19 protein-coding genes and 1 pseudogene are annotated in these 21,710 nt (G+C 71.1%); 3 read left to right on the top strand and 17 right to left on the bottom strand.

The window, feature by feature from the left end; all coding sequences use genetic code 11:
• Positions 1–170: 170 nt before the first annotated feature.
• Both ACF07N_RS32365 and ACF07N_RS32360 read right to left on the bottom strand, forming a co-directional pair.
• Positions 171–2,774 (bottom strand): ABC transporter permease/substrate binding protein, encoded by a 2,604-nt coding sequence (locus ACF07N_RS32365; RefSeq protein ID WP_392119888.1) that lies wholly within the window; start codon positions 2,772–2,774, stop codon positions 171–173.
• Positions 2,767–3,854, bottom strand: a pseudogene (locus ACF07N_RS32360) (glycine betaine/L-proline ABC transporter ATP-binding protein). Before ACF07N_RS32360 ends, ACF07N_RS32365 begins: the two are co-directional and overlap by 8 nt.
• Positions 3,855–4,052: 198 nt before the next feature.
• Between ACF07N_RS32360 and ACF07N_RS32355 the strand changes: the two are divergent.
• From ACF07N_RS32355 to ACF07N_RS32345, 3 genes are all read left to right on the top strand, one after another.
• Positions 4,053–4,982: a 5'-3' exonuclease H3TH domain-containing protein gene (locus ACF07N_RS32355; RefSeq protein WP_383334151.1), complete on the top strand. Its 930-nt coding sequence runs from the start codon at positions 4,053–4,055 to the stop codon at positions 4,980–4,982.
• A gap of 80 nt (positions 4,983–5,062) precedes the next feature.
• Complete coding sequence (locus ACF07N_RS32350) at positions 5,063–5,905, top strand: siderophore-interacting protein (protein WP_392119885.1); 843 nt, start codon at positions 5,063–5,065, stop codon at positions 5,903–5,905.
• A 93-nt stretch (positions 5,906–5,998) separates the two neighbouring features.
• A complete protein-coding gene (locus tag ACF07N_RS32345; RefSeq protein WP_392119883.1) occupies positions 5,999–7,018 on the top strand; it encodes an RluA family pseudouridine synthase in 1,020 nt (339 codons plus the stop codon).
• Here ACF07N_RS32345 and ACF07N_RS32340 read toward each other — a convergent pair.
• The 15 genes from ACF07N_RS32340 to ACF07N_RS32270 form a co-directional block, all read right to left on the bottom strand.
• Positions 7,012–8,535: a cytochrome P450 gene (locus ACF07N_RS32340; RefSeq protein WP_392119880.1), complete on the bottom strand. Its 1,524-nt coding sequence runs from the start codon at positions 8,533–8,535 to the stop codon at positions 7,012–7,014. The two genes, ACF07N_RS32345 and ACF07N_RS32340, sit on opposite strands and share 7 nt — an antisense overlap.
• Before the next feature lie 56 nt (positions 8,536–8,591).
• Positions 8,592–9,212 carry an ATP/GTP-binding protein gene (locus ACF07N_RS32335; protein ID WP_311684156.1) on the bottom strand — a complete coding sequence of 207 codons (621 nt, stop codon included), beginning with the start codon at positions 9,210–9,212 and terminating at the stop codon, positions 8,592–8,594.
• Entirely contained in the window at positions 9,193–9,597 is a 405-nt protein-coding gene (locus ACF07N_RS32330) for a DUF742 domain-containing protein (protein WP_383334104.1), read from the bottom strand. Before ACF07N_RS32330 ends, ACF07N_RS32335 begins: the two co-directional genes overlap by 20 nt.
• Positions 9,594–10,001, bottom strand: a complete 408-nt coding sequence (locus ACF07N_RS32325; RefSeq protein WP_392119876.1) for a roadblock/LC7 domain-containing protein — start codon at positions 9,999–10,001, stop codon at positions 9,594–9,596. Before ACF07N_RS32325 ends, ACF07N_RS32330 begins: the two co-directional genes overlap by 4 nt.
• Entirely contained in the window at positions 9,998–11,641 is a 1,644-nt protein-coding gene (locus tag ACF07N_RS32320) for a sensor histidine kinase (protein ID WP_392119873.1), read from the bottom strand. Before ACF07N_RS32320 ends, ACF07N_RS32325 begins: the two co-directional genes overlap by 4 nt.
• Positions 11,642–11,957: 316 nt before the next feature.
• The gene (locus ACF07N_RS32315) at positions 11,958–14,807 is read right to left on the bottom strand and encodes a DEAD/DEAH box helicase (RefSeq protein ID WP_383334110.1); all 2,850 of its coding nucleotides are present in this window, start codon (positions 14,805–14,807) and stop codon (positions 11,958–11,960) included.
• Positions 14,808–14,863: 56 nt separating this feature from the next.
• The gene (locus tag ACF07N_RS32310; RefSeq protein WP_392119870.1) at positions 14,864–15,754 is read right to left on the bottom strand and encodes a diacylglycerol kinase; all 891 of its coding nucleotides are present in this window, start codon (positions 15,752–15,754) and stop codon (positions 14,864–14,866) included.
• Between the two features lie 31 nt (positions 15,755–15,785).
• Positions 15,786–16,748, bottom strand: coding sequence for a twin-arginine translocase subunit TatC (gene tatC, locus ACF07N_RS32305; RefSeq protein ID WP_392119867.1), 963 nt, complete (start codon positions 16,746–16,748; stop codon positions 15,786–15,788).
• A gap of 47 nt (positions 16,749–16,795) precedes the next feature.
• Entirely contained in the window at positions 16,796–17,077 is a 282-nt protein-coding gene (gene tatA, locus ACF07N_RS32300) for a Sec-independent protein translocase subunit TatA (protein WP_351365575.1), read from the bottom strand.
• A 258-nt stretch (positions 17,078–17,335) separates the two neighbouring features.
• Positions 17,336–17,530: a hypothetical protein gene (locus ACF07N_RS32295; RefSeq protein ID WP_383334117.1), complete on the bottom strand. Its 195-nt coding sequence runs from the start codon at positions 17,528–17,530 to the stop codon at positions 17,336–17,338.
• Between the two features lie 45 nt (positions 17,531–17,575).
• The gene (locus ACF07N_RS32290) at positions 17,576–17,869 is read right to left on the bottom strand and encodes a hypothetical protein (RefSeq protein WP_383334119.1); all 294 of its coding nucleotides are present in this window, start codon (positions 17,867–17,869) and stop codon (positions 17,576–17,578) included.
• 87 nt (positions 17,870–17,956) lie between these two features.
• Complete coding sequence (locus ACF07N_RS32285) at positions 17,957–19,099, bottom strand: helix-turn-helix transcriptional regulator (protein WP_392119863.1); 1,143 nt, start codon at positions 19,097–19,099, stop codon at positions 17,957–17,959.
• A gap of 14 nt (positions 19,100–19,113) precedes the next feature.
• On the bottom strand, positions 19,114–20,091 hold the full coding sequence (locus tag ACF07N_RS32280) for a helix-turn-helix transcriptional regulator (RefSeq protein WP_383334122.1): 978 nt from the start codon (positions 20,089–20,091) through the stop codon (positions 19,114–19,116).
• A 127-nt stretch (positions 20,092–20,218) separates the two neighbouring features.
• Entirely contained in the window at positions 20,219–20,590 is a 372-nt protein-coding gene (locus tag ACF07N_RS32275) for an FKBP-type peptidyl-prolyl cis-trans isomerase (RefSeq protein WP_019754140.1), read from the bottom strand.
• Between the two features lie 61 nt (positions 20,591–20,651).
• Positions 20,652–21,653 (bottom strand): FKBP-type peptidyl-prolyl cis-trans isomerase, encoded by a 1,002-nt coding sequence (locus tag ACF07N_RS32270; protein WP_383347181.1) that lies wholly within the window; start codon positions 21,651–21,653, stop codon positions 20,652–20,654.
• Positions 21,654–21,710: the final 57 nt, after the last annotated feature.

Here is a 21,710-nt window from a genome sequence, read left to right as displayed (position 1 = left end):
ACGGTTCACGCCAGGTGATCCGCCGTCCGCGGGGCCGGGGGCGGGACGATCCGCCGGGAGGAGCGGGGTGGCGGAGGGGTTCGGGGGGTGGCGTAGCGCTCTGTGGTTGTCCGGATCCCGTTCGTGAATCCGGGGCGGGACGCGGACGTGTCGCGCCCCACCCCGGAACCCTACTGCGGTGTCATCCGCTTCACCATGTCCGGGTGCCGCTCCAGCCACGCGGCGACGGCCTTCTCCTCGTGGCCCCGGCCGCGGTCCTTGATCTCGCTCTCCAGACTGCCGAGCTCCTCCTCGCCCATCCGGAAGCCCTTGATCCACTTCGTCAGCTGCGGATACTGCTCGGGGAACTCCTCGTGGGAGATGGTGCGGATCGTGTTGCCCTCGCCGAAGGCCTTCTTCGGGTCCTTCAGCTTGGTCAGCTCGTAGTCGCTGTACGCCCAGTGCGGCGACCAGAGGGTGACGGCGATCGGCTCCTTCTTCGCGTAGGCGCGCTTCAGCTCGGCCAGCATGGCCGGGGTGGAGCCGTCGACGACCTCGTACTCGTCGTCGAGGCCGTAGCCGGGCAGGACCTTGTTCTTCAGCAGGTCCATCTCGCCGGTGCCGGGCTCGATGCCGATGATCTTCCCCTTGAAGGTGCCCGCCTTGCCCTTGAGGTCCTCCAGGGAGTCGACGCCCTTCACATAGGACGGCACGGCGATCTCCAGGGAGGTCGGTTCGTACCAGGTGCCCAGGTCCTTCAGCCGGTCCTTGTTCTTCTCCCAGTAGTTCTTCTGCGCGTGGGGCAGCCAGGCGTCGAAGTTGAGGTCGAGATCGCCGGAGGCCAGACCCGTGTAGACCGGGCCGACGTCCATCTGCTTCAGGTTCAGCCGGTAGCCGCGCCGCTCCAGGACGTTCTTCCACAGGTAGGTGACGGCGATGTCCTCGTCCCAGGGGAACCAGGCCACGTCCAGCGGCTGGGCGGCCTCGGCCGGCGTGCCGCCGTGCACCGGGGCCATCCTGTCGGCATAGCCGGGGTGCCGCTTCAGCCAGGCGCGGACGGCGTCCTGCTGCCTGCCCTTGCCCGCCTTGTTGATCTCGGCTTCGAGGCTGGTGAGCTCCTTCTCGCTCATCTCGAAGTCCTTCAGCCACCCGGCGACCGTCGGGTCGTCGCCGGCGAAGCCCTTGCGGGCCAGGGTGTGCACACCGTCGCCCTCACCCCAGGCGCCCTTCGGGTCCTTCAGCTTCTTGAGCTCGTAGTCGTTGTACGCCCAGTGCGGCGACCAGAGCGTGACCACGATCGGCTTCTTCTGGGCGTACGCGCGCTTGAGCTCGGCCAGCATCGCGGGCGTGGAGCTGTCGACGACCTCGTACTCCTCGTCGAGGCCGTACTCCTTGAGGACCTTGCTCTTCAGCAGGGCCATCTCGCCGGCGCCGGCCTCGATGCCGGTGATCTTCCCACCGAACTCCGATGCCTTGCCCTTGAGGTCGGCCAGGGAGTCGACGCCCTTCATGTAGGCGGGCACGGAGAGCTCCAGGGACGTCCTGTCGTACCAGGCGCCGAGGTCGTCGAGCTGCTTGCCGTGTTTCTTCCAGTACGGGGCGTGGGTCGTGGGCAGCCAGGCGTCGGTCTGGAAGTCGACGTCGCCCTGGGCGAGGGAGGTGTACAGAGGGCCCGCGTCGAACTGCTTGGCCTCGACCTCGTAGCCGCGCTGCTCCAGGACCTCCTTCCACAGGAACGTGGAGGCGACGCCCTCGTCCCAGGGGATGTAGCCGATGCTGATCTTCTTGCCCTGCCCCACGTCCTTGCCGTTCGCCGCGACCTCGGAGCCGGTGCCGCCGAGGACGCCCATGCCGCCCGCGGCGAGCGCGAGGACGACGACGCCGATCACGGCGACGGCCGGGCGGGGCCGGTACGACCAGATCCTCAGCCCCCGCGCGGCGCGTGCCTTCGCGGCGGCCCGGCGGCCGAGCGGGGAGACCTGGGTGCCGAGCGCGCTGGTCATGCGGTCCAGGTAGATCGCCAGGATCACGATGGCCACGCCGGCCTCGGAGCCCAGCCCGACATCGAGCTGGCCGATGGCCTCGTTGACGTCGCCGCCGAGGCCGCCGGTGCCGACCATGCCGGCGATCGCGGCCATGGACAGGCCCAGCATGATGACCTGGTTGACGCCGGCCATGACGGTGGGCAGGGCGAGCGGGAGCTGGACGCGCAGCAGCGTGTCGCGGGGCGAGGTGCCGAACGCCTCGGCCGCCTCGACCAGTTCCTTGTCGACCTGCCGGATGCCCAGCTCGGTCATGCGCACGCCGGGGGCGAGCGCGAAGATCAGGGTGGCGACGATGCCCGCGGGGGCGCCGGTGCCGAAGAACAGGATCGCCGGGATGAGGTAGATCATCGCGGGCAGCGTCTGCATGAAGTCCAGCACGGGCCGGACCAGTCCGCTCACGCGGTCCGAGCGGGCCGCCCAGATGCCCACGGGCAGGGCGACGACCAGGGCGATGACGGTCGCCACCAGGACGAGCGCCAGGGTGGTCATCGCGTTCTCCCACAGTCCCAGGGAGTCGATGAACGCGAACCCGGCGAAGGCGAGGACACCGGCGAGGGTGCCGCGCAGCCAGAAGGCGATCACGGCGAGGATGCCCGCGAGGAGCAGCGGTTCGGGCGCCTGCAGGACGGCGTCGATGCCGTCGTAGAGGCCGAGGAAGACGGTCTTGCAGAAGTCGAAGAGCCACGCCATGTGGGTGGTGAGCCAGTCGACCGCGTCGTTGACCCAGGTGCCGAGCGGGATCCTAGGCACGGGCGGTCACCTTCTCTCCGCCCTTGTCGCGTGGGGAGTCGCAGGGCCGCGGGACGGTGCCCTCCTCGTCGCCGAGGAAGCCGACGAGGCGCTGCCGGGGCACGACACCGATCTGCTGGTTGTCCTCGTCCACGACCGGCACCGGGTGGGTGAGCCGGGCACTGATCGCGCACAGCTCGGTGAAGGGGGTGTCCGGCGTGGCGGTCTCGCAGTGGCAGCCGGGGTCGCCGGCGGTGACCGAGGGCTCCATGATCTCGCCGGCGGTCAGGACGAGCGGTCGACGTCCTGCGTGAAGGAGGCGACGTAGTCGTCGGCGGGCCGCAGCAGGATGTCCTGGGCGGTGCCGTTCTGGACGATGCGGCCGTCGCGCATGACGGCGATGCGGTCGCCCAGGCGCATGGCCTCGTTCAGGTCGTGCGTGATGAACACGATCGTCTTCTTGAGCTTCTGCTGAAGCTCCAGCAACTGGTCCTGCATGTCCCGGCGGATCAGCGGGTCCAGGGCGCTGAAGGACTCGTCCATCAGCAGCAGGTCGGCGTCGGTGGCCAGCGCCCGGGCGAGGCCGACGCGCTGCTGCATGCCGCCGGACAGCTCGTCGGGCCAGGACTTCTCCCAGCCGGCCAGGCCGCACAGGGCGAGCGCCTCGTCGGCGCGGCGTTCGCGCTCGGCGCGGGGCACGCCCTGCACTTCCAGGCCGTAGGCGGCGTTCTCGCGGACGCTGCGGTGCGGGAAGAGCGCGAAGTGCTGGAACACCATGCTGATCTTCGTGGAGCGCACCGCGCGCAGCTCGCGATCGCTCAGCGCGGTCAGGTCCTGGCCGTCGAAGTGCACCTGCCCCGCGGTCGGTTCGAGCAGACCGTTCAGCATGCGCAGCAGGGTGGACTTGCCGGAGCCGGACAGGCCCATGACGACGAAGATCTGGCCTGGCTCGACGGTGAAGGACGCGTCGATCACGGCGGCGGTCGTGCCCTCGGCACGCAGGTCCTCACGGTCGGCTCCGTCCCGCAGCCGCTCCACCGCCCGGTCCGGTCTCCTGCCGAACACTTTGTACAGGCTCTCTGCCTCAAGGGTCGCTGACACGGGCACCTCTGTTTCCTCGGCGACAGGACAGGAGCGAGGACAGGACGCAAACAGTTGAAATGCGCAACCAGCCTCGCTCCGGAGCCGCGCCTCCCCCCGATCACCCCGCCCAAACGGGAAGGTGGGGCGGTTCACACGGGACGCGCAGGACGCAACGCGTTGCGCAGCGGCGACCGGCTGTCGGTGGGGTACGGCATGATGCGTGGCGTGACCGGACGACTGATGCTCCTCGACACCGCCTCCCTGTACTTCCGCGCCTACTTCGGCGTGCCCGAGTCGGTCAAGGCACCGGACGGCACCCCGGTGAACGCCGTGCGCGGGCTGCTCGACTTCATCGACCGTCTGGTCAAGGACCACCGGCCGGACGCCCTGGTGGCCTGCATGGACGCCGACTGGCGGCCGCAGTGGCGGGTGGAGCTGATCCCCTCCTACAAGGCGCACCGTGTCGCCGAGGAGCGCGAGACCGGCCCGGACGAGGAGGAGGTGCCCGACACGCTGTCGCCGCAGGTGCCGGTCATCGAGGCGGTGCTGGACGCGGTGGGCATCGCGCGCGTCGGCGTCGCCGGCTACGAGGCGGACGACGTGATCGGCACGTTCACGGCGCGGGCGAAGGGCCCCGTCGACATCGTCACGGGCGACCGCGACCTTTACCAGCTGGTGGACGACGCGCGCGGGGTGCGCGTGCTGTACCCGCTGAAGGGCGTGGGCACGCTGCAGCTCACCGATGAGGCGGTGCTGCGTGCGAAGTATGGGGTGGACGGGAGCGGGTACGCGGATCTGGCCCTGCTGCGCGGCGATCCCAGCGACGGCCTGCCGGGAGTGCCGGGCGTCGGCGAGAAGACGGCCGCCAAGCTCCTGGCCGAGTACGGGGACCTGGCCGGGATCCTGGCGGCGGTCGAGGACCGGCGGTCGAAGCTGACGCCGACGCAGCGCAGGCGGCTGGACGAGGCACGCCCGTACCTCGCGGTCGCGCCGAAGGTGGTCCGGGTCGCGGACGACGTGCCGCTCCCGGAGGTGTCGACGGCGCTGCCGCGGGCCCCGCGCGATCCGGCGGCGCTGGAGGCGCTGGCGGCCCGCTGGGGACTGGGCGGGTCCCTGGAGCGTCTGCTGACGACGCTCGGGGCGTGACCTTTCGTGTACGACAGGTGTGAAGCAGGGGCGGGGTGCTAACTTAGGTAACCCTAACTATGTGACACAGGGAGGTCCTCATGGCAGAGCGACCGGGACGCCAGCCGCGCAGGCCGCACTCCGCTCAGGTCGTCCGCACCGAGCGGCTGACGCCGCACATGCAGCGCGTGGTGCTCGGCGGTGAGGGCCTCGCCGGCTTCGCGGCGGACACGTGCACCGACCACTATGTGAAGCTGCTGTTCCCGCCCGCCGGGGTCACCTATTCCGAACCTTTCGACCTGCAGCGCATCCGCGACGAGCTGCCGCGCGAACAGTGGCCGGTCACCCGGACGTACACGGTGCGCCAGTGGGACGCCGAGCACCGCGAGCTGACCCTGGACTTCGTGATCCACGGTGACGAGGGCCTGGCCGGCCCCTGGGCCACCCGGGTCCAGCCGGGCGAGACGGTGCTGTTCATGGGGCCCGGCGGGGCCTACGCGCCCGACCCGGAGGCCGACTGGCATCTGCTCGTCGGTGACGAGAGCGCGCTGCCCGCGATCGCCTGCGCCCTGGAGGCGCTGCCGCACGGGGCGAAGGCGCACGCCTTCGTGGAGATCTCGGGCCCCGAGGAGGAGCAGAAGATCGACTCCGACGTCGAGGTCGTCTGGCTGCACCGCGGCCCCCGTCCGCGCGGCGAGGCACTGGTGGAGACGGTACGGGGCCTGGAGTTCCCCGCGGGCCGGGTGCACGCCTTCGTCCACGGAGAGGCGCATTTCGTGAAGGAGCTGCGCCGTCTGCTGAGGGTCGAGCGCGCCATCCCGCGCGAGGACCTGTCGATCTCCGGCTACTGGCGACTCGGCCACAACGAGGACGGCTGGCAGGCCTCGAAGCGGGAGTGGAACGCGCGCATCGAGGCGGAGCAGGAGAAGGCCCCCGCCGCCTGAGTCGCCCGCGCCCCGGCACCGCACCGCACCGCACCGGCGGACCGCCCCCGCGGTTTTCCGGCGGCACGGCGGACTCTCGTACGCTGGGCCGCGATGAGACGCAAGACCCCCGCCCCGCCCTCTCCCCTGCCGCAGCGGTACGGGGTGGACCCGGTACGGGTGCGGCTGCCCGCCGCCGGACCGTGGGCGACCGTGGGTGAGCATCTGGTCGAGCGGCTCACCGGTGCGGGCGACGGCGTCGTCCGGGAGATGTTCGACGCGGGGCTGATCGTCGGGGCGGACGGACGTCCTGTCGCGGCGGACGCCCCCTACGTGCCCGGGATGTTCGTGTGGTTCCACCGCGAACTGCCCGCCGAGGTGCCGGTACCGTTCCCGCTGGAGGTCGTACACCGGGACCAGCACATCGTCGTCGCCGACAAGCCCCACTTCCTCGCCACCACCCCGCGCGGCGGCCACGTCGCCGAGACCGCGCTCGCCCGGCTCCGCCGGGAGCTGGGCCTCCCCACGCTCAGCCCCGCGCACCGGCTGGACCGGCTCACCGCCGGGCTCGTGCTGTTCACCGTGCGCCCCGGGGAACGCGGCGCGTACCAGACGCTGTTCCGCGACCGGCGGGTCCGCAAGGAGTACGAGGCGATCGCCCCCCACGACCCCGCTCTCGCCCTCCCCCGCACCGTACGCAGCCGGATCGTGAAGGAGCGCGGCGTGCTGACCGCGCGGGAGGTGCCGGGCGAGCCCAACGCGGAAAGCCGCGTCGAACTCCTCGCGCACCGCCCGGCGGAAGCCGCCGCGGACGGTACCGGCCCATTCGCCCGGCACCGCCCACTGGCCCGGTACCGGCTGGTCCCGGCCACCGGGCAGACCCACCAGCTGCGGGTCCACATGACCGCCCTGGGCGTGCCGATCCTCGGCGACCCGCTCTACCCCGAGGTGACCGGACCGGCAGCGGCCGGTGACTTCACGCGCCCGCTGCAACTGCTGGCCCGTTCACTGGAGTTCACCGACCCGGTCACGGGCGTGGAGCACCGGTTCCGCAGCACCCGCGTGCTCGCGGCCTGGACGTCGTACGACCGGTGGGCCGCCGGGACGTACGGCGGCCCGTCGAACGGTCAGTGACCGCGCCACCAGAGCAGAAGGCGCTGCCAGACACCCCTGGGGCGCACCGGCTCGGCCGCCGCGGGCGGCGGCGGCACCGCGACGGGCTGCGGCTGCGCGAAAGCCGGCTCCGGCTGCGGCTCGGGCTGCGGCTGGGGCTGCGCGGCCGCCGGGGCGGGCTGCGGCTCCGGCTGGGAGATGCTGATCTGCCAGTCGGAACGCTGGGCGGGCATCACCTTGTGGTGCGGTGTCTCCGACACGTCCTGCGGCGGCTTGGGCGAGAACTGCACGGGCAGTTCCACCAGGTGCCGGGAGGCGATCGACGACGTCCAGCGCAGGTCCTCCTGGTCGCAGTCGAGTTCGACGTCCGGCAGCCGCAGCAGCAGGGCGTCGACGCCGACGTCGGCGATGGAGCGGCCGATGTCCTGGCCCGGGCACTCGTGCGGCCCGCCGCCGAACGCCAGGTGGGACCGGTTGCCCTGCATGCTGGCCTTCAGGTCGGGCCGCACCCTCGGGTCCACGTTGGCCGGGAGCGGGGCGAAGAGCAGTCCGTCGCCCCGGCGGATGCGCTGCCCGCCGAGCTCGGTCTCCTGCTTGGCGAAGTAGGCGAAGACCGTGCTGAACGGCGGCTCGTTCCACAGGGACTGCTCCACCGCCTCCGGCACCGTCATCTGGCCGCCGTTGAGCTGCGCCCGGAAGCGCGGGTCGATCAGCACCGTCAGCAGCACGTTGGACAGCAGGTTCGTGGTGGCCTCGTAGGCGGCGAAGAGGACCAGGCGCAGGTGCTCCCTGACCTCGTCGTCGGTCAGCCGGGCGGGGTGGGTGATCAGGTAACTGGCGAGGTCCTCCTCCGGCTGGGCGCGGCGCAGGGCGGTGAGCCGGCTCAGCGCCTCCATGACGTAGGCATGACTGGCGATGGCGGTCTCGGTGCCCTTGAGGGCGTCGCGGGCGGCCTCGACGAGCCGGTCGTTGTACTCGTCGGGCATGCCGAGGATCTCGCACATCACGGCCATCGGCAGGTGCTCGGTGAACTGGCTGACCAGGTCGGCCTCGCCCCGTTCGCAGAAGCGGTTGACGATGGCCTGCGTGCTGCGGTTGATGTAGCGGCGCAGGCTGCGGAAGTCGATGGTCGAGATGGCGCCCATGACCGCGCCGCGCAGCCGCTTGTGCTCGTCGCCCTCGGCGTGCGAGGCGATCGGCTGCCAGGCGATGTGGGGCATCAGCGGGTGGTCGGGCTTGACCAGCCCCTCCCGCAGCGGGGTCCAGATGCGGCTGTCGCGGCAGAACTGCGAGGGCGAGCGCACCATGTGCAGGTTCTCGGTGTGGCCGAGGACGATCCAGATGGGCACGTCGTCGTGGAGCAGCACGGGCGCCACGGGTCCGTGCTCCTCGCGCAGTTTCTCGTACAGCGCTCCCAGGTCCTCCGACTCGTGCAGCCGGTGCAGCCCTCCGGGCCCGAGGCCGTGCGCGGGGCAGCCGGGGGGCGGTTCGAGCCGGGGTCCGTCCGTACCGGTCGGGGCGTGGGATTCAGGAGTCACAGTGGTCGCTCCGGAGCTTTCCAGGTGTCTGGGGGAGGTGGGAGGGGCGCATCGGGTCAGGTGGTCGCGCCCTGCATGGCGAGCGAGTGCAGGAAGCGCATGAGCGTCATCAGGACGTCCCGGCTGGAGGCCCGGCGGCGTGCGTCGCACTCCATGATCGGGATGTCCGGGGTGAGGTCGAGGGCCGTGCGCAGCTCCTCGATGTCGTAGCGGGGCGCGTCGGGGAAGGTGTTGATGGCGACGACGAAGGGCACGCCGCGCTCCTCCAGCCGCCCCATGACGTCGAAGCTGACCTCCAGACGGCGGGTGTCGACCAGGACCACCGCACCGAGCGCGCCCTCGAACAGGCCGTTCCACAGGAACCAGAAGCGCTGCTGCCCGGGTGTCCCGAAGAGGTACAGCACCAACTGCTCGGTGATGCTGATGCGGCCGAAGTCCATGGCGACGGTGGTGGCCGTCTTGGACGCCGAGCCGAAGTTGTCGTCGACACCGATGCCGGCCTGCGTCATGGTCTCCTCGGTGGTCAGCGGTGTGATCTCGCTGACCGAGCCGACCATGGTCGTCTTGCCGACGCCGAAGCCGCCCACGATCACGATCTTGGCCGCGGCCTGTGCCGTGTGGGGCAGCTGGTCCTCGGCCCGGGGGCCCGGGATGGTGTCAGAGCCTTTGAAGTCCATTCATCACCGCTTCGAGAAGGGAACGGTCGGAACGCGCCTTGCGGACGATCGGGGCGCGCGCCTGTACCAGTTCCGCCGTCAGCATCTCGGTGAGCAGCACGCCCATCGCGCTGAACGGCAGGTGGAGGTAGGCCGACAGCTCGGCCACGGACAGCGGGGCGGCGCAGAGCCGGAGCAGCGCCGCCTGCTCGGGAGAGGCGGAGGGCGGCGGGTCCGCGGCACGCGCCACGATTAACGTCACCAGGTCCAGCTCGGCCCGTTCGCCGTCCGGGCCGGCCACCACGTACATCCGCTCGGGGTTCTTGACCTTGCCCTCGCCCTCCTGGGGAGGCTGCGGGGGCGGTTCGGCCGCGGGGTTGCGCCTCTGGCGTTGCGGAGGGGTCATACGATCTGCCCGTTCCGCCGGGGCGGACTGGTCAGGTGGCCGCCGATGCGGACGACGAGGTCGCGCATCATCGCGCTCATGCGGCCGGGTTCGCACCGCACGTCGGAGAGCACCGCGAGGAAGGCGTTGGCACCTGCGTTCATCAGGTAGAAGTAGCCGCGGTCGATCTCGATCATGACCAGCTTCATCTCGCCGTCGCCCACGCTGAGTTCCTGGCAGACACTGCTCGCCAGGGACTGCAGGCCGGCGCAGGCCGCGGCCACCCGGTCGGCCGCGTCGGGTTCGCCGCCGTAGCGGGCGATGCGCAGGCCGTCGGCCGAGAGCACCACGATCATCTCGATGCCCGGCACGCCGTCGGCGAGTTGCTTGAGCATCCAGTCGAAGTTGCCTCGCTGCTGGATCACTTGAGATCCCCCTCGTCATCGGCCTCGGTGGGGGCCGGGTCGTTGAGCAGGTGCAGGTACTTGGTGGGGTTGCGGATGAAGTCGGTCGGGTGGGTGCCGGGCTCGATGCCCTGCTTGAGCCCCTCCCAGAAGGCCTCCAGGCCCTTGCCGGGGGCGTCGGGGGCGCTCATGTCGCGCAGCGGCGGGATCTCGGGCTCCCTGGCCGCCGCCCAGGGGTTGTACTCGCCCCGTTCCTCGGCCTCGCGGTCTTCCTTCTCGTAGGCGGCCTGCTGGGCGAGCCGTTCGGCGAGCGGCATCTTCACCCGGCTGCGGCGCTGCGGCAGGCCGTTGGCCGTCCACTCGGTGACCTCGGGGACGTCGTCGTCCTCCAGGGAGACGGTGGCGGGGATCTTCGGCATGGTGGGGCGGCGCTTCTTCGGGGTGCGCTTCGGGCCTTCGGGGATGCCGACCGTCATGGGGATGCCGGTGGCGCCGATGCCGTGGGCGAGGCCCACACCGGGCGCGTGGGTGATCATCTCGCTCGGCACGATGAGGATGGCCCGGACCCCGCCGTAGGCGGAGGCGCGCAGCGAGACCTGCATGTTGTACGCGCTGCAGAGACGGCCCACGACGGCCAGGCCCAGGCGCGGGTGCTCACCGATGTCCTGGAGGTCGACGCCGGCCTTGGCGGCCTCCAGCATGCCCTCGATCCGGGCCCGCGCCTCCTCGTTGAGGTTGACACCGCCGTCCTCGATCTCGATGCAGACGCCGGTCTGCACCTCGGTGGCGGTGACGTGGACCTTGGTCTGGGGCGGTGAGTAGCGCGTGGCGTTGTCGAGGAGTTCGGCGGCGGCGTGGATGACCGGCTCGACGTAGATGCCCTTGACGCTGACCTTCGCGATGGAGGCCAGCTGGATGCGCCGGTACTCCAGGATGCGGGACATGGCGCCGCGCAGCGTGCTGTAGAGGGAGACCGGCTCGGGCCACTGGCGTCCGGGGCGGCCGCCGCCGAGGACCGAGACGGAGTCGGCGAGGCGTCCGATCAGGGCGTTGCCGTGGTCGATGCGCAGCAGGTCGTCGAAGACCTCGGGGTTGCGGCCGTGGTCCTCCTCCATCTCCCGCAGTTCCTGGGCCTGCTGGTGGATGATCGCCTGCACGCGGCGGGCGACGCTGACGAAGGAGCGGGCGGCGGCGTCCCGCATGACCACCTCGTGGTCGACGATCTTCAGGGCCGTCAGCAGTGTCTCGCGCAGCGGCGCCGGCAGGTCGCGGTACTCGGGGTGGGCGAGGCCCATCTTGCGAATCGCCTCTCTGGGCGATTCTCCCGTGTGCAGCAGGTTGAGGGCCGTCGGGAAGATCTCCCGCGCGAAGCGCAGGAACTCCTTCTCGTGGGCCGCGATCCGCTGTTCCAGATACGCGCTGTGACGGGCGTGCCCGACCTGCTGCTTGCGCAGGATCCGGCCGCGGCGGATCGCTTCGGCCGTCGTGGCGATGACCAGGACGGTGGCGAGGGCACCCAGCGAGCCGACGGCGAGCCGGGCCGGCGCCGAGACCAGGGCGACGGCGGCCCCGGTCGCCGCGGCCATCGCTATGGCGGGCAGCAACAGGAGGCGGGCGGAGGGGAGTTCACCGCGGACAGGAGGGGATTGAACACTCACCATGTAGGCCTTCTGACAGGGGTCGACTGGGGTTCAGGGGAACGTGGAGTGGGGTATGTCATGAAGCTGTCGGACTTTCCACACATGGGGGAACAAGCGCACGAATTCACCTCAAGCCGGTGCGCTGCGGGCGAGCTTAGTCCGACCGGATCATCGCCGTGTCATATTCAGCAAGTGCCGGAAACCGGACGTGAGGGGATAGTAGGCTCACTCGGTTGCACGCTGCGACACCGTTCGAATGCGCAACGTAATCACAAACAGGCGTACGAAAGCCCACTCACCGTGACGGTGAATGGGCTTCCGTACGAGGCGGGTGCGGTCACCCCACCGACGAGTAGGCGACCACTCCCCGCAGCAGCAGATCGACGGCCTTGCGCGCGTTCTTCACCACGGAGGACCCCGGCGGCGCCGCCGCGGCGATCTGCCCCAGCACGTCGATGACCTGCTTGCACCAGCGCACGAAGTCCCCCGCCGGCATCTCCGCCTCGCGCAGCACCTCGTCCAGCCCCTTGCCGGAGGCCCACATGTACGCGGCCCAGGCGAAGCCGAGATCGGGCTCGCGCTGCCCGACCCCTTCCGTCTGGGTGATCCGGAACTCCTCCTCCAGCGCGTCCAGCCGGCCCCAGATGCGGACCATCTCGCCCAGCGCGGCCTTGGCCTTCCCCGTCGGCAGCTTCGGCGCCATCGCGTCGTCCGCGACGCGCGACTCGTACACCAACGCCGAGACGCACCCGGCCAGTTCGGCCGGGCCGAGCCCTTCCCAGACGCCCTCGCGCAGGCACTCGCTCGCGAGCAGGTCCAGCTCGCCGTAGAGCCGCGCGAGCCGCTTGCCGTGCTCGGTGACCTCGTTGCCGCGCAGATAGTCCAGCTCGGTGAGCAGCGCGACGATACGGTCGAACGTCCGGGCGATCGTGTTCGTGCGGCCCTCGATCCGCCGCTCCAGCTGCGAGGTGTCCCGCAGCAGCCGGTGGTACCGCTCGGCCCAGCGGGCGTGGTCCTCACGGTCGCTGCACCCGTGGCACGGGTGCGCGCGCAGCGCGGTCCGCAGCCGGGCGATCTCGCGGTCGTCGGCCGCCTCTGCGCGCCGCTTGCGGTGCCGGTCGGCGGTGATGTGCCCGGCCTTGGTGCGCAGCGCCGACGCGAGGTCCCGACGGGACTGCGGGGAACGGGGGTTGAACGACTTGGGGATCCGCATCCGCTCCAGCGGCTCGACGGGGACCGGGAAGTCGATGGACGCCAGCCGCTTCACCTGCCGCTCGGCGGTCAGCACCAGCGGGCGCGGCCCGTCGTGGTGGTCGAAGCCGCGGTGGCCGTTCGAACGGCCAGCGGGCAGACCCGGGTCCAGCACCAGCGCCAGGCCCGCGTACTTGCCGGTCGGCACATGGATGACGTCACCCGGCTTGAGCTTCTCCAGCGCGACGGCGGCTTCCGCGCGCCGCTGTGCCGCGCCCTGCCGGGCCAGCTCGTTCTCCCGGTCCTTCAGCTCCCTGCGCAGCCGCGCGTACTCCTCGAAGTCGCCCAGGTGACAGGTCATGGAGGCCTTGTAGCCCTCCAGGCCCTCCTCGTTGCGCTGCACCTGCCGCGAGATGCCGACGACCGACTTGTCCGCCTGGAACTGCGCGAAGGACGTCTCCAGCAGCTCGCGCGAGCGGTGCCGGCCGAACTGCTCGACCAGGTTGACCGCCATGTTGTACGACGGCTTGAAACTGGAGCGCAGCGGGTACGTGCGCGTGCCCGCGAGACCGGCCAGGTGCTCGGGGTTCATACCGCGCTGCCAGAGCACCACGGCGTGGCCCTCGACATCGATGCCGCGCCGCCCGGCCCGGCCCGTCAGCTGTGTGAACTCGCCCGGGGTGATGTCCGCGTGCTGCTCGCCGTTCCACTTGACGAGCTTCTCCAGCACCACCGAGCGGGCTGGCATGTTGATGCCGAGGGCGAGGGTCTCGGTCGCGAACACGGCCTTGACCAGGCCGCGCACGAACAGCTCCTCGACGACCTCCTTGAAGGTCGGCAGCATGCCGGCGTGGTGGGCGGCGATGCCCCGCTCCAGGCCCTCCAGCCACTCGTAGTAGCCCAGGACGTGCAGGTCCTCGCGCGGGATGGACGCCGTGCGCTCCTCCACCAGGGAGCGGACCCGCTGCCGCGCGTCGTCGTCGTTGAGCCTCAGGCCCGCGAACAGGCACTGCTGGACGGCGGCCTCGCAGGCGGCGCGGCTGAAGATGAAGGTGATGGCGGGCAGCAGCCCTTCGGCGTCGAGCCGCTCGATGACCTCCGGCCGGCTCGGTGTCCAGATGCGGGAGCGCTGCCGGCGCTCGCGCTCGCGATCGGCCTCGCGCAGGGACCGCCCGCGCCTGCGGTCCTGGTAGGACGGCCGGCTCGCCTCCATGCGCGCCATGCGCGTGAGGTCGGGGTTGACGGCCTTCTTGTGGCCCTCGCCCTCCTCGAACAGGTCGTACATCCGGCGTCCGGCCAGCACGTGCTGGAACAGCGGCACGGGACGGTGCTCGGAGACGATCACCTCGGTGTCACCGCGGACCGTGTCGAGCCAGTCGCCGAACTCCTCGGCGTTCGACACGGTCGCCGACAGGGAGACCAGGGTGACGGACTCGGGCAGGTGGATGATCACCTCCTCCCAGACGGCGCCCCGGAACCGGTCGGAGAGGTAGTGCACCTCGTCCATGACCACGTAGCCGAGGCCCAGGAGCGTCTGGGAACCGGCGTACAGCATGTTCCGCAGCACCTCGGTGGTCATCACGACCACCGGGGCGTCGGAGTTGACGCTGTTGTCACCGGTGAGCAGGCCCACCCGGTCCGTGCCGTAGCGGCGGCACAGGTCGGCGTACTTCTGGTTCGACAGCGCCTTGATGGGGGTCGTGTAGAAGCACTTCTTGCCCTGCTGGAGGGCGAGGTGGACGGCGAACTCGCCGACGATCGTCTTGCCGGATCCGGTGGGCGCGGCGACCAGCACGCCCTTCCCCGCCTCGAGCGCCTGGCAGGCCTCGATCTGGAAGGGGTCGAGGCCGAAGTCGTACATCTCGCGGAAGGAGGCGAGCGCGGTGGCCTGCTCGGCAGCCCGCCTACGGGCTGCCGCGTACCGCTCGGCCGGTGAGAGGTCCTCTGTCATCGTGCTTTCGAGCGTACCCGGCCGCACTGACAACAGGACGATCATTATCCGGATCGCCCACCGCGAAACCGGGGATCGGCGCAGCTCAGGGGTGACGGGCCTCAGGGGCCGACGACCCGCACGCCCCCGCGCACGCAGCGCGCCGTCAGCGGCAGCGGTCCGAGCGGCTCCCCGTCGGCGTAGCCGGTGACGTCCTCGGCGGCGATCTCGACCCGGGCCGCCCGCAGGACCGTCACCTTCGGGTGCTCGACATGCGTCCCGCGGTACACCCTCGGGAACACCCGCAGCAGCGTCGTACGGCTGCAGTCCCCGACCACCGTGATGTCGAACAGGCCGTCGGTCAGGTCGGCGCCGGGGCAGATGCGCATGCCGCCGCCGTAGGAGGAGCCGTTGCCGACGGCCACCAGGGTCGCCTCGATCTCGCGCACCTCGCCGTCGTCGAGCCGGATCCGGTACGGGAGGGGCCGGAAGGCGGCCAGTTCGGCGATCATCGCCAGGTCGTACTTCAGGCGCCCGGCGGGCCGGGGCATGCGGTTGCCGCGGTCGTTGACGCGGGAGTCGAAGCCGGAGGCGAGGACGGTGCCGAACCAGCGCTCCCCCGCCCGGCCGAGGTCGACGTCCCGGATCCGGCCGCACTTGAGGGCGTCGGCGATCATGCGGCCCGCCGCGTCCGGCCGGCGCACGGGCAGGCCGAGGGCACGGGCGAAGTCGTTGCCGGTGCCGACGGCGACCAGGCCGAGCGGGGTGGGCGTGCCCGCGACCGCCCGCAGCGCCAGGTTGGCCATGCCGTCGCCGCCGACGGCGATCAGCGCGCCGGTGCCGCCGGCCACGGCCGCTCGCGCGCGGGCGAGGGCGTCGTCGGCGTCCTCCCCGACGACGGTACGCACCGAGAAGCCGGCCGCCCGCAACGCCGAAGCGGCCGGCTGCGCCGCTCGGGCGCCCCGGCCGCGGCCCGCGGTGGGGTTGACGAAGAGGGTGATCTCGCTGGTCACGGGGATGACCCTATGAGCTGTCCGGCGGTCCTCAGGTCACGTCGTCATAACCGTTGACCCGCTCGGCGCGGTCCCCGCTCGCCTGCTCGGGCAGGGCGGCCCGGCTGGTGGTCACGGGCTCGATCTCGCCGATGTCCTCGGGGGTGAGGTCCAGCTCGGACGCCTCGTCGTCGGCGGGGCCGAGGGCCTCGCGGCGGCTGCGGCGGTGGTCGTTCACGAGGGAGAAGGCGACGGCCGCGAAGTACAGGATCCAGATGGGCGCCGCGAGCGCCAGCATCGTCAGCGGGTCCGTGCTCGGGGTGGCGATGGCCGCGAAGACCGTGATGCCCATGATCATGCCGCGCCACCAGCCGAGCATGCGCTTGCCGGTGATCACTCCGGTGAGATTGAGCATCACCAGCAGCAGCGGCAGCTCGAACGAGAGGCCGAAGACCAGCACCATCCGCATGACCAGGTCGAGCAGGTCGTCCAGCGGGAGAAGGTTGGACGTGCCGACGGGGGTGAACTCGAGCAGCACCTTCGCGGTGGTGGGCAGGACCGTGTAGGCGAAGTAGGCGCCGATGACGAACAGCGGGGCGCCCGTGGCGACGAAGGCGTAGGCGTACTTCTTCTCGTGCCGGTGCAGCCCCGGCGCGACGAAGGCCCACAGCTGGTAGAGCCAGATCGGCGAGGCCAGCACGACGCCCGCCATCAGCGACACCTTGAGGGCCAGCGTGAAGGGCGTGAGCAGGCCGTTGATGGTGATCTGCGCGCACGGATCCGTGCCGGCCTGCGCCTTGGCCAGTTCCGTGAAGGTCTTGTCACAGCCGACCGAGTCGAGGATCGGCTCGGTGATCAAGTTGATGATGTCGTTGTAGAAGAACGCGGCGAAGACCGTGACGACGACGATCGCCAGAATCGCCTTGGCGAGCCGGTTGCGGAGCTCGCGAAGGTGCTCCGCGAGGGGCATCCGCCCCTCGGGGTCCTTCTCCTTCTTGCGGGCAGACTTCAGCAACCCACGTTCCCATCTCGTGCGGCGGGCCGGAGGTCACCGGCCCTGCGTCAGCGCTTGGTCGTGTCCGTCGGCTCGTTGACCGGGCGCGAGCTGGTCACGTCACCGGGAGCGGCCTGGATGGTGCGCTGCGCGGGCTCGTCGGTGTTCGGCGGGCCGGCCGGGGTCGTGGACGACTTGTTCTCGTCCTTCATCGCCTTGGCCTCGCTCTTGAGGATGCGGGCCGACTTGCCGAGCGACCGAGCCATGTCCGGAAGCTTCTTCGCGCCGAACAGCAGGATGATGACGACGAGGATGAGAATGATCTCGGGGGCTCCGAGCCTTCCGAACATAAGTCTTTACCTTCTCACCGAGGCGGCTGTGGTGGGGTGCTGTCCGACCGGTCGGACACATGTCCGAACGATCGTGTCGACAGCGATCGTAACGCCCGGGGGTGAACGTGAGGCAATCCCTCTGCATCCCCTGTGCGTACTCCCGTCCGCGACCAGTGCCTCGTTAACCGGTCGCGACCAGCAGCGTACCTGCCCCAACCGGCAAGGTGACAGGGCGAACCGGCCCAAAGCGCGACTCACAGCCGCCCGTCCGGCGCCTCACAGGGCGTCGACGGACCGGGCCGCGCTCTCCGTGGCGCGCTCCAGGTCCTCGGCGGCGCGGCTGATCCGGCGCGCCGAGTCCGTGACCTGCCTGCCCAGACGCTCTGCTTCCACGAACACCCGCACGGCGAGCACCCCGAGCACGGTCAGACCCACGAAACCCACAGCGATCGCGAACATCGGCCAGAACATGACGCCGAGCCTAGACCGTCCCGCGGGGCGGGACGCCCCGACCCTCTAGACGGTGGAGTGCAGCCGCAGCGTCCGGACACCGCCGCCGGTGAGCAGTTCCACGATCCGCTCCCCCGCCGGCTTGCGGACCGACGCGCCGCACTGCGGGCAGGTGAAGGAGTAGAAGGTCGTACGGCTCGTGGCGCCGATGGCCAGGCGCAGGGCGCTCGCGGTGAGCTCGAAGCGCTCGCGGCAGTCCGGGCAGCCCGCCCTGAACACCACCGGGGTCACGCTTCTCATCCCGGCGAACGCGGACTCCACCGTCATGCCCCGCGCACCGGACGTCGCCGACTCGGTCACAGCCCTCGCTCCTCTTCCTGGGGTCGTTCGCCTCCGGGGCCGCACGCGACGGCGTCGCCCGGCCGCCCGCGCGGTGGGCGCCCCGGTTCACCCGCCGCCCGGACCGTCCGGAACCGCCTGCGCCGCCGGAACGGCCGGGGCCGGGGGTGGCCCGGCCGGCTCGCGGCCGTCGGCGGTCCCCGGGACGTGCGCCGCACCGGCCGCCGTGGCCGTGCCGGCCGCTGCGATGCCCGCCGCGCCGGCCGCCTCGATGCCGTCGTATGCCGCCAGCGCCTCGCGGGCCGCCTGCCGGGCGCTGTCGGCCAGTTCCGGCGGGGAGACGATCCGGCCGTCCCGTCCGAGCCGCAGCGCCAGGCGGCGCAGCGACGCCGGGTCGGGCGTCCGCAGAGTGATACGCAGCCCGCCGTCCGCCAGCTCATCCGCACTGTCGTGCGGGTAGTACTCCGCCACCCAGCGGCCGCCGGGCCCGACCTCGATCACGACCTCCGGGTCCTCGGCCGCGGGCTGCACCAGCGCCTCGGACAGGTCCCGCAGCTCGATCTCGGGCGGCGCCGACGGCTCGTCGAGGATCCTGATCTCGGCGACGCGGTCCAGCCGGAACGTGCGGCGCGCCTCGGAGCGGCGGCACCAGGCCTCGACGTAGGTGTGCCCGACGCTCACCAGCCGGATGGGGTCGATCTCCCGCTCGGTGACCTCGTCGCGCGCGGGCGAGTAGTAGCGGATCCACAGCCGGCGGCGCTCGGCGATGGCCCGGTCGACGTCCGCGAAGACGCCGCCCTCGGACTCGAAGGTCACCGAAAGGCGCGAGCTGGAGACCGCCGCCTCGCCTGCCGCCGTCTCCACCTTGGCCGTCGCCCGCAGCAGCGCCTGCCGGTCGCTCTCGCGCAGGCCGGGCAGGGTCGCCACGGCCCGGGCGGCGACGAGCAGCGCGGTGGCCTCGTCGGCGGCGAGTCTGAGCGGCTCGGCGGCCTCCGCGGCGAGCGCGGCCGGGTTGTGCCACCAGATGCGCTCGCCGTCGGTGTCGATGTCGAGGAGGTCGCCGCCGCGGAAGCTCGTGCCGCACATGGGCAGCACGTCGAGGTCGGAGACCAGCTCGTCCTCGGTGATGCCGAAGGCGCGCGCGACGTCCTCGACCCGGGCCCCGGGGCGCTCCCTGAGATACGTCACCAGCGAGAGCATCCGCCGGGTCTGGTCGATGGCGTTCACGGGCCTGACCGGTTTGCCTGCCACTGTCGTGCTCCCCCTCAGCCCTTGGCCACGGCCCGCAGCCGGTCCACCACGTCGGCCCGCAGCTCGGCGGGCTCCAGGACGACCACGTCCGGCCCGAACTCCACCAGCCAGGCGTCCAGACCGTGGCCGTACGGAATCTCCAACTCGTCCCAGCCGTCGCCGAGTTCCCGGACGGAGGTGGCCTTCGCCCGAAGGGGGTACCCCGCACCGGACCGCAGCCGGATCCGGGCCGAGCGGTCGGCGATCTCCCCCGCCCAGCTCGCGACGGTCTCCCGGACCGTGACGACGTCCGGCACGTCGGCGGTGTAGCGGCCGCCGCGTGAGCGCACCTTGCCGGTGATACGGGACAGCCTGAAGACCCGCTCGGCACCCCGGTCGCGGTCCCAGCCCGCCAGGTACCAGTGGCCACGCCAGCACTCCAGCGCCCACGGTTCCACGTGCCGCTGCTCGGGGTGGGCCGCGGTGGCCTTGCGGTAGTCGAAGACCACCGGCCGGCGGTCCCGGCAGGCCAGCATCAGCGGCTCGAACGCCGCCTCGTGCACCGGGATCCGGGGCTCCAGCGCGCCGTGCGACCCGTACGGGTCGACGTCCTCCGGGAGCCCGGCCGCCCGCAGCTTCTGCAGCGCGCCGCTGGCCGCGCCGGCGAGCCGGGCCTGCTGCCACACCTTGGCGGCCAGGCCCAGCGCGGCGGCCTCCTCGGCGTCCAGGGTGATGGGCGGCAGGCGGTTGCTGTCGCGGCGGGCCATGTAGCCGATCTCGCCGTCGAGACTCTCGACGGTCTCGATGACCAGCCCGAGTTCGCGCAGGTCGTCCTTGTCGCGCTCGAACATGCGGTTGAAGGAGTCGTCGCTGCCGCCCGGGCCGTTGCCCGGCCCGAAGGCCTCGACGTAGGCCTCGATGGAGTCGCGCAGCTCGCGCTTGCTGAGCGGCCGCCGTGTCCCGAGCAGACACAGTGCCAGGTTCATCAGCCGCTCGGCCTTGGCAATGGCCATCGACGCGCTTCGCCTCCCTATGGTGCTTACGAGCGATGACCGTACCGCCACAGGGTGGCACGGCAAAAGCCGAGGGCCCATGCCGGACAGGCATGGGCCCCAGGTGATCGAGTCTGTCGGACCGTGATCAGACCCCGAGCAGGTCGACCACGAAGATCAGCGTCTCACCGGGCTTGATCGCCGGGGTCGGGCTCTGGTTGCCGTAGGCGAGGTGCGCGGGGATGGTCAGCTGGCGGCGGCCGCCGACCTTCATGCCCTGCACGCCCTGGTCCCAGCCCTTGATGACCCGGCCGCCACCCAGCGGGAAGCGGAACGGGGTGCCGCGGTTCCAGCTGGCGTCGAACTCCTCGCCCGTGCTGAAGGCGACACCGACGTAGTGCACGGTGACGGTCTGGCCGGCCTGCGCGACCGGACCGTCGCCCTCCCAGATGTCCTTGATCTCGAGGTCCGCCGGGGGCTCGCCGCCCGGGAAGTCGATCTCGGGCTTGTCGATGCTCACGTCTTTGGCTCCTGCTTGTCTGCGAAAAGGCGAACACGCACAGTCTTACATCCCGCGCGCCTCACAGCTTCGCGAGGATGTCCACCGAGAAGACGAGCGTGGAGTCCTTCTTGATGCCGCTGCCCTGCGGCGGGTTGTCGCCGTAGCCCAGCTCCGGCGGGATGACGATGAGGACCCGGCTGCCGACCTTCTTGCCGGTCAGGCCCTGCGCCCAGCCCTTGACGACCTGCTGCAGCGAGAACGACACCAGTTGCTTGTTGGCGTAGGAGGAGTCGAACTCCTTGCCGCCGTCCCACAACACGCCCTTGTACTGCACCAGCACGCTGTTCTCGGCGGCGACCACCTCGCCGTCGCCCTCCAGGACGTACTCCGCGACGAGCTTCTTGGGGGCGGCCGTCTTGGGCACCTCGATGGAGGGGGCCTTGCCGTCGGTGTTGGTGCCGACCTTGGGCAGGTCCGCCTTCTGCTGCGGGACCTCCTTGCCCTTGGCGGAGCTGGTGGCGTTGAACGCGTCCTGGATGTCGACGACGAAGACCAGCGTGTCGGTGCCCTTGATGCCCGCCTGGGCGTTGCCCTGCGTGCCGTAGCCCCAGGTGGGCGGGACGGCCATCTCGACGCGGCTGCCCGCCTTCTTGCCGGCCAGCGCGTACCGCCAGCCGTCGATGATCTGGCCCTGGGTGAGCTGGATGGCCAGGCGCGCCTTGCGGTCGTAGGAGTTGTCGAAGACCTTGGCGGAGTTCCAGATCTGGCCCAGATAGTTCGCCACGACGAAGTCGTTCTCCGCGACGGTCTTGCCGCCGCCCGCGATGAGGGTCTTCACCGCGAGGTCCTTCGAGGGCTCGCCGCTGCCCTTCGCGACCGTGGGCTTCTCGTCGAACTTGGTACCGGCCGTGACCGCGGGCAGCGGGCCTTCGACGATCTTCGGCGACGGCGCGGCGGACGGGCCGGACGCCGAGGGCGACGGGCTGTCGCTGGCCTTGCTCGAGTCGGACTTGTCGTCGCCGCACGCGGCGAGCGTGGCCAGACCTGCGGGCACGGTGAGAAGAAGTGAGCGTCGGCGCACTGTGGGGGCCTCGTAATCGGTCGATCTCGTGGATGGAGTGCGCGCAACTCTACGGCG

Source organism: Streptomyces sp. NPDC015242, from assembly GCF_043079125.1.
Lineage (GTDB): Bacteria > Actinomycetota > Actinomycetes > Streptomycetales > Streptomycetaceae > Streptomyces.
Note: the sequence above shows the minus strand (reverse complement) of the source record. Positions and strands in the feature narration are given on the sequence as shown.

Bases quoted from the DNA above. Each gene is read 5' to 3' on its own strand.
- ACF07N_RS32355 (WP_383334151.1), top strand. From the start codon at position 4,053: ATGCGTGGCGTGACCGGACGACTGATGCTCCTCGACACCGCCTCCCTG.
- ACF07N_RS32350 (WP_392119885.1), top strand. From the start codon at position 5,063: ATGGCAGAGCGACCGGGACGCCAGCCGCGCAGGCCGCACTCCGCTCAG.
- ACF07N_RS32345 (WP_392119883.1), top strand. From the start codon at position 5,999: ATGAGACGCAAGACCCCCGCCCCGCCCTCTCCCCTGCCGCAGCGGTAC.
- ACF07N_RS32335 (WP_311684156.1), bottom strand. From the start codon at position 9,212: ATGGACTTCAAAGGCTCTGACACCATCCCGGGCCCCCGGGCCGAGGAC.
- ACF07N_RS32330 (WP_383334104.1), bottom strand. From the start codon at position 9,597: ATGACCCCTCCGCAACGCCAGAGGCGCAACCCCGCGGCCGAACCGCCC.
- ACF07N_RS32320 (WP_392119873.1), bottom strand. From the start codon at position 11,641: ATGGTGAGTGTTCAATCCCCTCCTGTCCGCGGTGAACTCCCCTCCGCC.
- ACF07N_RS32315 (WP_383334110.1), bottom strand. From the start codon at position 14,807: ATGATCGTCCTGTTGTCAGTGCGGCCGGGTACGCTCGAAAGCACGATG.
- tatA (WP_351365575.1), bottom strand. From the start codon at position 17,077: ATGTTCGGAAGGCTCGGAGCCCCCGAGATCATTCTCATCCTCGTCGTC.
- ACF07N_RS32295 (WP_383334117.1), bottom strand. From the start codon at position 17,530: ATGTTCTGGCCGATGTTCGCGATCGCTGTGGGTTTCGTGGGTCTGACC.
- ACF07N_RS32280 (WP_383334122.1), bottom strand. From the start codon at position 20,091: ATGGCCATTGCCAAGGCCGAGCGGCTGATGAACCTGGCACTGTGTCTG.